We start from the raw sequence: 14507 nt of genomic DNA, 5'->3' as shown, positions 1-14507 counted from the left end.
AAGGAAGCTGACGAAGAGATACGCCGCTTATCTTTGGTCGAAACTAAGTTAAGTTAGAAAGGGCGCACGGTGGATGCCTTGGCACTAGGAGCCGATGAAGGACGGGATTAACACCGATATGCTTTGGGGAGCTGTAAGTAAGCTTTGATCCAGAGATTTCCGAATGGGGAAACCCTCTATCCGTAATGGGATAGAATCTTTACCTGAATACATAGGGTACTGAAGGCAGACCCGGGGAACTGAAACATCTAAGTACCCGGAGGAAGAGAAAGCAAACGCGATTCCCTGAGTAGCGGCGAGCGAAACGGGATTAGCCCAAACCAAGAGGCTTGCCTCTTGGGGTTGTAGGACACTCTATATGGAGTTACAAAGGAACGGGGTAGACGAATCGATCTGGAAAGGTCAGTCGTAGAAGGTAAAAACCCTGTAGTCGAAACTTCGTTCCCTCCAGAGTGTATCCTGAGTACGGCGGGACACGAGAAATCCCGTCGGAAGCAGGGAGGACCATCTCCCAAGGCTAAATACTCCCTAGTGACCGATAGTGAACCAGTACCGTGAGGGAAAGGTGAAAAGCACCCCGGAAGGGGAGTGAAATAGATCCTGAAACCGTGTGCCTACAAGTAGTTAGAGCCCATTTATGGGTGATAGCGTGCCTTTTGTAGAATGAACCGGCGAGTTACGATTACATGCGAGGTTAAGTTGATAAGACGGAGCCGCAGCGAAAGCGAGTCTGAATAGGGCGAAATAGTATGTGGTTGTAGACCCGAAACCAGGTGATCTACCCATGTCCAGGGTGAAGTCCAGGTAACACTGGATGGAGGCCCGAACCCACGCACGTTGAAAAGTGCGGGGATGAGGTGTGGGTAGCGGAGAAATTCCAATCGAACTTGGAGATAGCTGGTTCTCTCCGAAATAGCTTTAGGGCTAGCCTCAAGATTTAGAGTATTGGAGGTAGAGCACTGTTTGGACTAGGGGCCCCCATCGGGTTACCGAATTCAGACAAACTCCGAATGCCAAATACTTATTCTTGGGAGTCAGACTACGAGTGATAAGATCCGTGGTCAAGAGGGAAACAGCCCAGACCACCAGCTAAGGTCCCAAAGTATACGTTAAGTGGAAAAGGATGTGGAGTTGCTTAGACAACCAGGATGTTGGCTTAGAAGCAGCCACCATTTAAAGAGTGCGTAATAGCTCACTGGTCGAGTGACTCTGCGCCGAAAATGTACCGGGGCTAAACGTATCACCGAAGCTGTGGATTGACATCTAATGATGTCAGTGGTAGGAGAGCGTTCTAAGGGCGTTGAAGCTAGACCGTAAGGACTGGTGGAGCGCTTAGAAGTGAGAATGCCGGTATGAGTAGCGAAAGATGAGTGAGAATCTCATCCACCGAATGCCTAAGGTTTCCTGAGGAAGGCTCGTCCGCTCAGGGTTAGTCGGGACCTAAGCCGAGGCTGAAAAGCGTAGGCGATGGACAACAGGTTGATATTCCTGTACCACCTTTCAATCATTTGAGCAATGGGGGGACGCAGGAGGATAGGGTAAGCGTGCTGTTGGATTAGCACGTCCAAGCAGTTAGGCCGGTAATGAGGCAAATCCCATTACCACATAAGCGGAGCTGTGACGGCGAGGGAAATATAGTACCGAAGTTCCTGATTCCACACTGCCAAGAAAAGCCTCTAGCGAGATTGATGGTGCCCGTACCGCAAACCGACACAGGTAGGCGAGGAGAGAATCCTAAGGTGAGCGAGAGAACTCTCGTTAAGGAACTCGGCAAAATGACCCCGTAACTTCGGGAGAAGGGGTGCTCTTGCGGGTGCAAGCCTGCGAGAGCCGCAGTGAATAGGCCCAGGCGACTGTTTAGCAAAAACACAGGTCTCTGCGAAGCCGCAAGGCGAAGTATAGGGGCTGACACCTGCCCGGTGCTGGAAGGTTAAGAGGAGGGGTTAGCGTTCGCGCGAAGCTCTGAATTGAAGCCCCAGTAAACGGCGGCCGTAACTATAACGGTCCTAAGGTAGCGAAATTCCTTGTCGGGTAAGTTCCGACCCGCACGAAAGGTGTAACGATCTGGGCACTGTCTCAACGAGAGACTCGGTGAAATTATAGTACCTGTGAAGATGCAGGTTACCCGCGACAGGACGGAAAGACCCCGTGGAGCTTTACTGCAGCCTGATATTGAATTTTGGTACAGCTTGTACAGGATAGGTAGGAGCCTTGGAAGCCGGAGCGCTAGCTTCGGTGGAGGCATTGGTGGGATACTACCCTGGCTGTATTGACATTCTAACCCGCACCCCTTATCGGGGTGGGAGACAGTGTCAGGTGGGCAGTTTGACTGGGGCGGTCGCCTCCTAAAAAGTAACGGAGGCGCCCAAAGGTTCCCTCAGAATGGTTGGAAATCATTCGTAGAGTGTAAAGGCACAAGGGAGCTTGACTGCGAGACCTACAAGTCGAGCAGGGACGAAAGTCGGGCTTAGTGATCCGGTGGTTCCGCATGGAAGGGCCATCGCTCAACGGATAAAAGCTACCCCGGGGATAACAGGCTTATCTCCCCCAAGAGTCCACATCGACGGGGAGGTTTGGCACCTCGATGTCGGCTCATCGCATCCTGGGGCTGTAGTCGGTCCCAAGGGTTGGGCTGTTCGCCCATTAAAGCGGTACGCGAGCTGGGTTCAGAACGTCGTGAGACAGTTCGGTCCCTATCCGTCGTGGGCGTAGGAAATTTGAGAGGAGCTGTCCTTAGTACGAGAGGACCGGGATGGACGCACCGCTGGTGTACCAGTTGTCTTGCCAAAGGCATCGCTGGGTAGCTATGTGCGGAAGGGATAAGTGCTGAAAGCATCTAAGCATGAAGCCCCCCTCAAGATGAGATTTCCCATAGCGTAAGCTAGTAAGATCCCTGAAAGATGATCAGGTTGATAGGTCAGAGGTGGAAGCGTGGCGACATGTGGAGCTGACTGATACTAATAGATCGAGGACTTAACTAAAACGAAAAGCGGAAACGCCTGTTTATCGGCGTACAAACTGGAAGAGCTTGTTCTTTCGATAAAGGAAACACGATGAACGTAAGTGAATCGATGTTGACTTACGCAAAAGAGATGATCGGAAGTTTGATAGGCGATAGGCGTTGGAGCTGGACAAGAAACTTAGCGTAAGCTAAGTGAGATTACTTGTTTCTTTTCTTTTACTTCATAATCTAGTTTTGAGGGAATAACTCTCAAAAATCAATAGTCTGGTGGCGATAGCGAGAAGGTCACACCCGTTCCCATACCGAACACGGAAGTTAAGCTTCTAAAGCGCCGATGGTAGTTGGGGGTTCTCCCCCTGTGAGAGTAGGACGTCGCCAGGCGCTATATATGGAGGATTAGCTCAGCTGGGAGAGCATCTGCCTTACAAGCAGAGGGTCGGCGGTTCGATCCCGTCATCCTCCACCATTATATTGGACAAACTATAATATGCCGGTTTAGCTCAATTGGTAGAGCAACTGACTTGTAATCAGTAGGTTGGGGGTTCAAGTCCTCTAGCCGGCACCATTTTATGAGCCATTAGCTCAGTTGGTAGAGCATCTGACTTTTAATCAGAGGGTCGGAGGTTCGAATCCTCCATGGCTCATCTTATTTTTGTCTGCGGGTGTGGCGGAATTGGCAGACGCACTAGACTTAGGATCTAGCGCCGCAAGGCGTGGGGGTTCGACTCCCTTCACCCGCACCAATTAAATATATGCGGAAGTAGTTCAGTGGTAGAACATCACCTTGCCAAGGTGGGGGTCGCGGGTTCGAATCCCGTCTTCCGCTCCATAAGAAACAATGCCGGGGTGGCGGAACTGGCAGACGCACAGGACTTAAAATCCTGCGGTAGGTGACTACCGTACCGGTTCGATTCCGGTCCTCGGCACCATTGTTTTTTAATTAATGCGCCCGTAGCTCAATTGGATAGAGCGTCTGACTACGGATCAGAAGGTTATGGGTTCGACTCCTTTCGGGCGCGCCATTATATTTCGGGAAGTAGCTCAGCTTGGTAGAGCACTTGGTTTGGGACCAAGGGGTCGCAGGTTCGAATCCTGTCTTCCCGACCATTATTATTATTTGGGGCCTTAGCTCAGCTGGGAGAGCGCCTGCCTTGCACGCAGGAGGTCAGCGGTTCGATCCCGCTAGGCTCCACCAAAAAATAAAAAAGTATATTGACAGTGTTTATAATAACTGTTATTATATAAAAGTTGCTTCTAATAGCAACAAACAAATTGCTCTTTGAAAACTGAACAAACAAACGTCAACAATAATCGTTTTATAACGAATGTTATAGAATGACAACAAGTAATAAAAAGCTAGAGTTTAGCAATGAGCTAATCAACTCTTTATTGGAGAGTTTGATCCTGGCTCAGGACGAACGCTGGCGGCGTGCCTAATACATGCAAGTCGAGCGGACTTTAAAAGCTTGCTTTTAAAGTTAGCGGCGGACGGGTGAGTAACACGTGGGCAACCTGCCTGTAAGACTGGGATAACTTCGGGAAACCGGAGCTAATACCGGATAATCCTTTTCTACACATGTAGAAAAGCTGAAAGACGGTTTACGCTGTCACTTACAGATGGGCCCGCGGCGCATTAGCTAGTTGGTGAGGTAACGGCTCACCAAGGCAACGATGCGTAGCCGACCTGAGAGGGTGATCGGCCACACTGGGACTGAGACACGGCCCAGACTCCTACGGGAGGCAGCAGTAGGGAATCTTCCGCAATGGACGAAAGTCTGACGGAGCAACGCCGCGTGAGTGATGAAGGTTTTCGGATCGTAAAACTCTGTTGTTAGGGAAGAACAAGTACAAGAGTAACTGCTTGTACCTTGACGGTACCTAACCAGAAAGCCACGGCTAACTACGTGCCAGCAGCCGCGGTAATACGTAGGTGGCAAGCGTTGTCCGGAATTATTGGGCGTAAAGCGCGCGCAGGCGGTCCTTTAAGTCTGATGTGAAAGCCCACGGCTCAACCGTGGAGGGTCATTGGAAACTGGGGGACTTGAGTGCAGAAGAGAAGAGTGGAATTCCACGTGTAGCGGTGAAATGCGTAGAGATGTGGAGGAACACCAGTGGCGAAGGCGACTCTTTGGTCTGTAACTGACGCTGAGGCGCGAAAGCGTGGGGAGCAAACAGGATTAGATACCCTGGTAGTCCACGCCGTAAACGATGAGTGCTAAGTGTTAGAGGGTTTCCGCCCTTTAGTGCTGCAGCAAACGCATTAAGCACTCCGCCTGGGGAGTACGGCCGCAAGGCTGAAACTCAAAGGAATTGACGGGGGCCCGCACAAGCGGTGGAGCATGTGGTTTAATTCGAAGCAACGCGAAGAACCTTACCAGGTCTTGACATCCTCTGACACTCCTAGAGATAGGACGTTCCCCTTCGGGGGACAGAGTGACAGGTGGTGCATGGTTGTCGTCAGCTCGTGTCGTGAGATGTTGGGTTAAGTCCCGCAACGAGCGCAACCCTTGATCTTAGTTGCCAGCATTTAGTTGGGCACTCTAAGGTGACTGCCGGTGACAAACCGGAGGAAGGTGGGGATGACGTCAAATCATCATGCCCCTTATGACCTGGGCTACACACGTGCTACAATGGATGGTACAAAGGGCAGCAAAGCGGTGACGCCTAGCAAATCCCATAAAACCATTCTCAGTTCGGATTGTAGGCTGCAACTCGCCTACATGAAGCTGGAATCGCTAGTAATCGCGGATCAGCATGCCGCGGTGAATACGTTCCCGGGCCTTGTACACACCGCCCGTCACACCACGAGAGTTTGTAACACCCGAAGTCGGTGGGGTAACCTTTTGGAGCCAGCCGCCTAAGGTGGGATAGATGATTGGGGTGAAGTCGTAACAAGGTAGCCGTATCGGAAGGTGCGGCTGGATCACCTCCTTTCTAAGGAAAATGGAATGTACATTCCATCAAAGATTGTTGACGATTTGTTGTTCAGTTTTGAGGGAGCAATTCCTCAAAAGTAGGCTTATAATAAGCCAATTGTTCCTTGAAAACTAGATTATGAATAGTAAAAACAAGAAAGAAACCGAGTAATCGCCATCTTAGATTCTCTATTTTAGAGAATTATTTCTTTGAAAAGTAATCGTATCAATCGAATACTCTTTCAAAGATTTGAGAGCAAAGAGAAGCAAGTAGGTCAAGGAAGCGACCGAGCGAGCACCGGAGCGTACGCTAGTACGTGAGGAGCAGAGTAAGGAAGCTGACGAAGAGATACGCCGCTTATCTTTGGTCGAAACTAAGTTAAGTTAGAAAGGGCGCACGGTGGATGCCTTGGCACTAGGAGCCGATGAAGGACGGGATTAACACCGATATGCTTTGGGGAGCTGTAAGTAAGCTTTGATCCAGAGATTTCCGAATGGGGAAACCCTCTATCCGTAATGGGATAGAATCTTTACCTGAATACATAGGGTACTGAAGGCAGACCCGGGGAACTGAAACATCTAAGTACCCGGAGGAAGAGAAAGCAAACGCGATTCCCTGAGTAGCGGCGAGCGAAACGGGATTAGCCCAAACCAAGAGGCTTGCCTCTTGGGGTTGTAGGACACTCTATATGGAGTTACAAAGGAACGGGGTAGACGAATCGATCTGGAAAGGTCAGTCGTAGAAGGTAAAAACCCTGTAGTCGAAACTTCGTTCCCTCCAGAGTGTATCCTGAGTACGGCGGGACACGAGAAATCCCGTCGGAAGCAGGGAGGACCATCTCCCAAGGCTAAATACTCCCTAGTGACCGATAGTGAACCAGTACCGTGAGGGAAAGGTGAAAAGCACCCCGGAAGGGGAGTGAAATAGATCCTGAAACCGTGTGCCTACAAGTAGTTAGAGCCCATTTATGGGTGATAGCGTGCCTTTTGTAGAATGAACCGGCGAGTTACGATTACATGCGAGGTTAAGTTGATAAGACGGAGCCGCAGCGAAAGCGAGTCTGAATAGGGCGAAATAGTATGTGGTTGTAGACCCGAAACCAGGTGATCTACCCATGTCCAGGGTGAAGTCCAGGTAACACTGGATGGAGGCCCGAACCCACGCACGTTGAAAAGTGCGGGGATGAGGTGTGGGTAGCGGAGAAATTCCAATCGAACTTGGAGATAGCTGGTTCTCTCCGAAATAGCTTTAGGGCTAGCCTCAAGATTTAGAGTATTGGAGGTAGAGCACTGTTTGGACTAGGGGCCCCCATCGGGTTACCGAATTCAGACAAACTCCGAATGCCAAATACTTATTCTTGGGAGTCAGACTACGAGTGATAAGATCCGTGGTCAAGAGGGAAACAGCCCAGACCACCAGCTAAGGTCCCAAAGTATACGTTAAGTGGAAAAGGATGTGGAGTTGCTTAGACAACCAGGATGTTGGCTTAGAAGCAGCCACCATTTAAAGAGTGCGTAATAGCTCACTGGTCGAGTGACTCTGCGCCGAAAATGTACCGGGGCTAAACGTATCACCGAAGCTGTGGATTGACATCTAATGATGTCAGTGGTAGGAGAGCGTTCTAAGGGCGTTGAAGCTAGACCGTAAGGACTGGTGGAGCGCTTAGAAGTGAGAATGCCGGTATGAGTAGCGAAAGATGAGTGAGAATCTCATCCACCGAATGCCTAAGGTTTCCTGAGGAAGGCTCGTCCGCTCAGGGTTAGTCGGGACCTAAGCCGAGGCTGAAAAGCGTAGGCGATGGACAACAGGTTGATATTCCTGTACCACCTTTCAATCATTTGAGCAATGGGGGGACGCAGGAGGATAGGGTAAGCGTGCTGTTGGATTAGCACGTCCAAGCAGTTAGGCCGGTAATGAGGCAAATCCCATTACCACATAAGCGGAGCTGTGACGGCGAGGGAAATATAGTACCGAAGTTCCTGATTCCACACTGCCAAGAAAAGCCTCTAGCGAGATTGATGGTGCCCGTACCGCAAACCGACACAGGTAGGCGAGGAGAGAATCCTAAGGTGAGCGAGAGAACTCTCGTTAAGGAACTCGGCAAAATGACCCCGTAACTTCGGGAGAAGGGGTGCTCTTGCGGGTGCAAGCCTGCGAGAGCCGCAGTGAATAGGCCCAGGCGACTGTTTAGCAAAAACACAGGTCTCTGCGAAGCCGCAAGGCGAAGTATAGGGGCTGACACCTGCCCGGTGCTGGAAGGTTAAGAGGAGGGGTTAGCGTTCGCGCGAAGCTCTGAATTGAAGCCCCAGTAAACGGCGGCCGTAACTATAACGGTCCTAAGGTAGCGAAATTCCTTGTCGGGTAAGTTCCGACCCGCACGAAAGGTGTAACGATCTGGGCACTGTCTCAACGAGAGACTCGGTGAAATTATAGTACCTGTGAAGATGCAGGTTACCCGCGACAGGACGGAAAGACCCCGTGGAGCTTTACTGCAGCCTGATATTGAATTTTGGTACAGCTTGTACAGGATAGGTAGGAGCCTTGGAAGCCGGAGCGCTAGCTTCGGTGGAGGCATTGGTGGGATACTACCCTGGCTGTATTGACATTCTAACCCGCACCCCTTATCGGGGTGGGAGACAGTGTCAGGTGGGCAGTTTGACTGGGGCGGTCGCCTCCTAAAAAGTAACGGAGGCGCCCAAAGGTTCCCTCAGAATGGTTGGAAATCATTCGTAGAGTGTAAAGGCACAAGGGAGCTTGACTGCGAGACCTACAAGTCGAGCAGGGACGAAAGTCGGGCTTAGTGATCCGGTGGTTCCGCATGGAAGGGCCATCGCTCAACGGATAAAAGCTACCCCGGGGATAACAGGCTTATCTCCCCCAAGAGTCCACATCGACGGGGAGGTTTGGCACCTCGATGTCGGCTCATCGCATCCTGGGGCTGTAGTCGGTCCCAAGGGTTGGGCTGTTCGCCCATTAAAGCGGTACGCGAGCTGGGTTCAGAACGTCGTGAGACAGTTCGGTCCCTATCCGTCGTGGGCGTAGGAAATTTGAGAGGAGCTGTCCTTAGTACGAGAGGACCGGGATGGACGCACCGCTGGTGTACCAGTTGTCTTGCCAAAGGCATCGCTGGGTAGCTATGTGCGGAAGGGATAAGTGCTGAAAGCATCTAAGCATGAAGCCCCCCTCAAGATGAGATTTCCCATAGCGTAAGCTAGTAAGATCCCTGAAAGATGATCAGGTTGATAGGTCAGAGGTGGAAGCGTGGCGACATGTGGAGCTGACTGATACTAATAGATCGAGGACTTAACTAAAACGAAAAGCGGAAACGCCTGTTTATCGGCGTACAAACTGGAAGAGCTTGTTCTTTCGATAAAGGAAACACGATGAACGTAAGTGAATCGATGTTGACTTACGCAAAAGAGATGATCGGAAGTTTGATAGGCGATAGGCGTTGGAGCTGGACAATAAAACTTAGCGTAAGCTAAGTGAGATTACTTGTTTCTTTTCTTTTACTTCATAATCTAGTTTTGAGGGAATAACTCTCAAAAATCAATAGTCTGGTGGCGATAGCGAGAAGGTCACACCCGTTCCCATACCGAACACGGAAGTTAAGCTTCTAAAGCGCCGATGGTAGTTGGGGGTTCTCCCCCTGTGAGAGTAGGACGTCGCCAGGCTGTCAAAAAGTTCTAAAAGCATTATGCTTTTAGGGCTTTTTTTATTTTAATTATCCCTTTTTATATTTACCCCAAATGTTTTAATCTTTTAAGTTTCTTTCGCTTGATAAATATAAATATATATTATTTTTTTATTCAATAAGATAAGCCTCGGCAAATTATTTAAACTTGAAAATTGTGATAAATCAGACTATAGTTAATATAATCTTTATACATACTCTCCTTTCTGGCATGAAAGAATGATGATAGTAGGTTTGGAATCACTAAAAAATGGGAAAATTAATAAAACGTCTTCCTTGCTAAATATTATTTTTATCGTGTATAATTATAGTCAAATATAGTCAAAGTCAGAAGGGGGAGGCTTGGTGAGAAATATTTCGGATATAATTGAGCTTTACTTAAAAGAAGTATTAGAAATGAGCGAAAAATCATTAGTGGAAATAAAGCGAAGTGAAATTGCCGATAAATTTGAGTGTGTCCCATCACAAATTAATTATGTTATTAATACTCGTTTCACTATTGAAAAGGGGTATGTAGTTGAAAGTAAACGTGGTGGCGGTGGTTTCATTCGAATTATGAAGGTTCAAACACATGATCATGCCCATTTAATTGATCAATTACTATCCCTTATTCAAAGTCGGATACCTCAAAACAGTGCGGAAGATTTAATTCTTCGACTAGTAGAAGAAGATGTTATTAATAAGCGAGAAGCAAAGATTATGTTAAGTGTAATCGATCGCTCTGTATTATATTTAGAATTACCTTATCGAGATGAATTAAGAGCAAGATTATTAAAGGCGATGTTAACATCATTAAAATATAAATAACATCCCAGTTTTTAAATTGAGGTGAGAAACATGATGTGTTCTGAATGTAATCAAAGACCAGCTACTTTACATTTTTCAAAAAATATTAATGGGAATAAGACAGAGTTTCATCTCTGCGAGCATTGTGCACAAGAAAATGGTGATATGTTTATGATAAACGGAACAACTGGTTTATCTTTAAACAGTTTATTAGCGGGGTTACTAAATATAGAGCCAAGTTTTCAACACATCACTGAGGATACTTATAAGCGACAACAGCCTTTACAGTGCAAAGAGTGTCAGATGACATTTTCTCAATTCAGGAAAGTTGGTAAATTAGGCTGTCCTCACTGTTATGATACATTTAAAGAACAATTGCTGCCATTCATTAAACGATTGCATGGTGGTAATGTAGAGCATAAAGGGAAAATTCCAGAACGAATAGGTGGTCATTACCTCATTAAAAAGGAAATTGACCAGTTGCGAATAGAGCTCAAAGATCTAATTAATAGGGAAGAGTTTGAAAAAGCAGCAGTTATTCGAGATGAAATAAAGCATAAAGAACAACAGTTAACTTCTTTTAATGAGGGAGGGGAGTAACGTGTCTTTAGAAAAATTTATAAGTAAAGCACGGACTTCATGGATGAGTTCCGAGGGACCTGACTCTGAAATTGTGCTTACCTCTCGGATTCGATTAGCTAGGAATATACAGAACGTGAATTTTCCTCTTTTATTTTCAAAAGAAGAAGCTGATAATGTGATTCAGCAGGTGGAGGATTCTCTATTAAAGCAATTCAATCAAGAACTAGAATTGCTTGCAATGAGTGAGTTAAACACATTAGAGAAAAGAGTTCTAGTAGAAAAGCATCTCATTAGTCCTCAGCTTGCTGACCAATCTCCTAATGGAGCTGTAATATTATCAGAAGATGAAGAGTTAAGCATAATGATTAACGAAGAAGATCATATTCGAATTCAGTGTATAAAGCCTGGTCTCCAAATAGATGAAGCATTTAAAGAAGCTGATTCAATGGATGATTTAATAGAAAAAAAGATAAATTATGCTTATCATACAGAAATGGGATATTTAACAAGCTGTCCGACTAATATAGGAACAGGTTTAAGAGCTTCTGTAATGATGCATTTGCCAGGAATGGTGTTAACGCAACAAATGAGTCGAATTATTCCGGCTATTCAACAGCTTGGCTTAGTGGTTAGAGGTATTTATGGAGAAGGTAGTGAGGCACTTGGAAATATTTTTCAGATATCCAATCAAATAACATTAGGAAGATCTGAAAAAGACATCATGGAGGAACTAAAAAGTGTCGTTATGCAGTTGATTGAGCAAGAAAAAGGAGCAAGAAATGCATTAGCACAAACCTCCAACATACAATTAGAAGATAGAGTTTTCCGCTCCTATGGAATATTATGCAATAGTCGTATTATGGAAACAAAGGAAGCAGCTAAATGCCTTTCCGATGTTCGATTAGGTATTGATATGGGATATATCAAAAATATATCAAAAAGTATCCTTAATGAATTAATGATTCTTACCCAGCCAGGGTTTTTACAACTTTACGCTGGAGAACAAATGAATCCAACTGATCGCGATATTCGTCGTGCATCCTTAATAAGAGAAAGATTAAAATTGGAAACAGAATAAAGATTCTAAGGAGGATGAAAGTATGATGTTTGGCCGATTTACAGAAAGAGCGCAGAAGGTATTGGCACTTTCCCAGGAAGAAGCAATTCGCTTAGGTCATAATAATATTGGTACAGAGCATATTTTACTTGGGTTAGTTCGTGAAGGGGAAGGAATCGCAGCAAAGGCTTTACAGGCGCTTGGATTAGGTGCAGAAAAAATTCAAGAGGAAGTAGAAAACTTGATCGGCCGTGGGCAAGATGCAGCACAAACTATTCATTATACACCAAGAGCTAAAAAAGTAATAGAACTGTCGATGGATGAAGCAAGGAAATTAGGTCATTCATATGTAGGTACAGAACATATCCTTTTAGGGTTAATAAGAGAAGGAGAAGGGGTTGCTGCTAGAGTATTAAATAATTTAGGTGTAAGCCTAAATAAAGCTCGCCAACAAGTACTTCAATTACTTGGAAGTAGTGAGTCTGGCAACCATCCAGGTGGATCGGCAGCTAGTGCTAATACCCCAACTCTAGATAGTTTAGCTCGTGATTTAACAGCTATTGCAAGAGAAGGAAGCCTAGATCCGGTTATTGGTAGAAGCAAGGAAATCCAACGTGTTATTGAAGTGTTAAGCAGACGAACAAAAAATAACCCTGTATTAATTGGGGAACCTGGTGTTGGTAAAACAGCTATTGCTGAAGGCCTTGCACAACAAATTGTTCAAAATGAAGTTCCGGAAATATTAAGGGATAAACGTGTTATGACATTAGATATGGGGACAGTTGTGGCTGGTACGAAATACCGTGGTGAATTTGAAGACCGTTTAAAGAAGGTAATGGATGAAATTCGCCAAGCTGGTAATATTATTCTATTCATCGATGAGTTGCATACGTTAATTGGTGCTGGTGGAGCAGAAGGTGCAATTGATGCTTCCAATATTTTGAAACCATCTCTAGCGCGTGGGGAGCTTCAATGTATTGGTGCTACTACATTAGATGAATATCGTAAATATATTGAAAAAGATGCGGCATTAGAAAGAAGATTCCAGCCTATTACAGTAGATGAACCTACAAGTGAAGAATCTATTCAAATTTTAAAAGGTTTAAGAGATCGCTATGAGGCACATCATCGTGTTTCAATTACAGATGAAGCAATTGATGCAGCTGTAAAATTATCTGATCGCTATATTTCTGATCGCTTCTTACCAGATAAAGCAATTGACTTGATTGATGAGGCTGGTTCTAAGGTCCGTTTAAGATCTTATACAACTCCTCCTAACTTAAAAGAGTTGGAAGTAAAGTTAGAGGAAGTACGCAAAGAAAAGGATGCTTCTGTTCAAAGTCAAGAATTCGAGAAGGCGGCATCTTTACGTGATACGGAACAAAGATTGAGAGAACAGTTAGAAGAGACGAAGAAGAATTGGAAAGAAAAGCAAGGACAAGAGAATACAGAAGTGACAGTGGAAGATATTGCGAGTGTTGTTTCTAGCTGGACTGGAATCCCTGTATCTAAGCTTGCACAAACAGAAACAGATAAGTTATTAAACATGGAAAATATTCTTCACAATCGAGTAATTGGTCAAGAAGAAGCAGTAATTGCGATTTCTAAAGCAGTAAGACGTGCTAGAGCTGGATTAAAAGATCCAAAGAGACCAATTGGTTCCTTTATTTTCCTTGGTCCTACTGGGGTGGGTAAGACGGAGCTTGCTCGTGCCCTTGCGGAGTCTATGTTTGGGGATGAAGATGCGATGATTCGTATCGATATGTCTGAATACATGGAGAAGCACTCTACTTCAAGGCTAGTAGGATCTCCTCCAGGGTATGTCGGATATGAAGAAGGCGGACAATTAACGGAGAAAGTAAGAAGAAAACCATACTCTGTCGTGCTTTTAGATGAAATTGAGAAGGCACATCCAGATGTATTCAATATCTTACTTCAAGTTCTAGAAGATGGTCGACTTACAGACTCAAAAGGAAGAACGGTTGATTTCCGTAATACTGTCTTAATAATGACATCTAATGTTGGTGCTTCTGCGTTGAAACAAAATAAATATGTTGGTTTCAATGTTCAGGATGGAGACCAAGATTATAAAGATATGAAGGGTAAAGTAATGGAAGAGCTGAAAAGAGCATTCCGTCCAGAGTTTTTAAATCGTATCGATGAGACAATTGTTTTCCATGCATTAGAGAAAAAGCATTTAAAAGAAATCGTTACTTTAATGGCAGATCAATTAGTTAAACGCCTAGTAGAACAGGACATTCAACTATCTATTACAGAAGCGGCAAAAGAAAAAATAGCGGAAGAAGGCTATGATCCAGAGTATGGAGCAAGACCACTTCGTCGTGCGATACAAAGACATGTAGAGGACCGATTATCGGAAGAGCTTCTAAAAGGAACCGTATTAACTGGTCAACAGATTGAGTTAGATGTAGAGAATGGTGAGTTCACAGTAAAGGTCAATGGAGCAGAGCCAGCAGTAAATTTACAAAAATAATAAACGAGTAAATGAA

At 45.7% G+C, this 14507-nt stretch carries 4 protein-coding genes, 9 tRNA genes and 5 rRNA genes; all 18 read left to right on the top strand.

Translation table 11 applies throughout. The features are described from left to right. Window positions 1-46 precede the first annotated feature (46 nt). The 18 genes from ACWNMZ_RS02390 (at window position 47) to clpC (ending at window position 14491) form a co-directional block, all read left to right on the top strand. Window positions 47-2981, top strand: a 23S ribosomal RNA gene (locus ACWNMZ_RS02390). Window positions 2982-3225: 244 nt separating this feature from the next. Beyond that, window positions 3226-3343: ribosomal RNA gene (gene rrf / locus ACWNMZ_RS02385) — 5S ribosomal RNA — on the top strand. Window positions 3344-3352: 9 nt separating this feature from the next. Beyond that, window positions 3353-3428 (top strand) — tRNA-Val (locus ACWNMZ_RS02380). A 23-nt stretch (window positions 3429-3451) separates the two neighbouring features. Then, window positions 3452-3527 (top strand) — tRNA-Thr (locus ACWNMZ_RS02375). A 6-nt stretch (window positions 3528-3533) separates the two neighbouring features. Beyond that, window positions 3534-3606: transfer RNA gene (locus tag ACWNMZ_RS02370), tRNA-Lys, on the top strand. A 14-nt stretch (window positions 3607-3620) separates the two neighbouring features. After that, window positions 3621-3705 (top strand) — tRNA-Leu (locus tag ACWNMZ_RS02365). Between the two features lie 11 nt (window positions 3706-3716). Then, window positions 3717-3791: transfer RNA gene (locus ACWNMZ_RS02360), tRNA-Gly, on the top strand. A gap of 11 nt (window positions 3792-3802) precedes the next feature. Next, window positions 3803-3891 (top strand) — tRNA-Leu (locus ACWNMZ_RS02355). Between the two features lie 16 nt (window positions 3892-3907). Beyond that, a tRNA-Arg gene (locus ACWNMZ_RS02350) sits at window positions 3908-3984 on the top strand. Window positions 3985-3992: 8 nt separating this feature from the next. Next, a tRNA-Pro gene (locus tag ACWNMZ_RS02345) sits at window positions 3993-4069 on the top strand. A gap of 12 nt (window positions 4070-4081) precedes the next feature. After that, a tRNA-Ala gene (locus ACWNMZ_RS02340) sits at window positions 4082-4157 on the top strand. 191 nt (window positions 4158-4348) lie between these two features. Further along, a 16S ribosomal RNA gene (locus ACWNMZ_RS02335) occupies window positions 4349-5896 on the top strand. A gap of 358 nt (window positions 5897-6254) precedes the next feature. Next, window positions 6255-9189: ribosomal RNA gene (locus ACWNMZ_RS02330) — 23S ribosomal RNA — on the top strand. 245 nt (window positions 9190-9434) lie between these two features. Further along, window positions 9435-9552: ribosomal RNA gene (gene rrf, locus ACWNMZ_RS02325) — 5S ribosomal RNA — on the top strand. Together the 16S, 23S and 5S rRNA genes with 9 tRNA genes alongside form the textbook arrangement of a ribosomal RNA operon. 365 nt (window positions 9553-9917) lie before the next feature. Then, on the top strand, window positions 9918-10379 hold the full coding sequence (locus ACWNMZ_RS02320; RefSeq protein WP_031537870.1) for a CtsR family transcriptional regulator: 462 nt from the start codon (window positions 9918-9920) through the stop codon (window positions 10377-10379). 30 nt (window positions 10380-10409) lie between these two features. Next, on the top strand, window positions 10410-10958 hold the full coding sequence (locus ACWNMZ_RS02315) for a UvrB/UvrC motif-containing protein (RefSeq protein WP_031537871.1): 549 nt from the start codon (window positions 10410-10412) through the stop codon (window positions 10956-10958). Between the two features lies 1 nt (window position 10959). Beyond that, window positions 10960-12018 carry a protein arginine kinase gene (locus ACWNMZ_RS02310; RefSeq protein WP_031537872.1) on the top strand — a complete coding sequence of 353 codons (1059 nt, stop codon included), beginning with the start codon at window positions 10960-10962 and terminating at the stop codon, window positions 12016-12018. A 22-nt stretch (window positions 12019-12040) separates the two neighbouring features. Further along, a complete protein-coding gene (clpC, locus tag ACWNMZ_RS02305; protein WP_031537873.1) occupies window positions 12041-14491 on the top strand; it encodes an ATP-dependent protease ATP-binding subunit ClpC in 2451 nt (816 codons plus the stop codon). The last annotated feature ends 16 nt before the right edge of the window (window positions 14492-14507 follow it).

Source organism: Niallia sp. Marseille-Q9988 (genome assembly GCF_976954375.1).
Note: the sequence above shows the minus strand (reverse complement) of the source record. Positions and strands in the feature narration are given on the sequence as shown.

Excerpts from the sequence above, each read along its gene's own strand:
- ACWNMZ_RS02315 (WP_031537871.1), top strand. The coding sequence starts at position 10,410 with ATGATGTGTTCTGAATGTAATCAAAGACCAGCTACTTTACATTTTTCA.
- clpC (WP_031537873.1), top strand. The coding sequence starts at position 12,041 with ATGATGTTTGGCCGATTTACAGAAAGAGCGCAGAAGGTATTGGCACTT.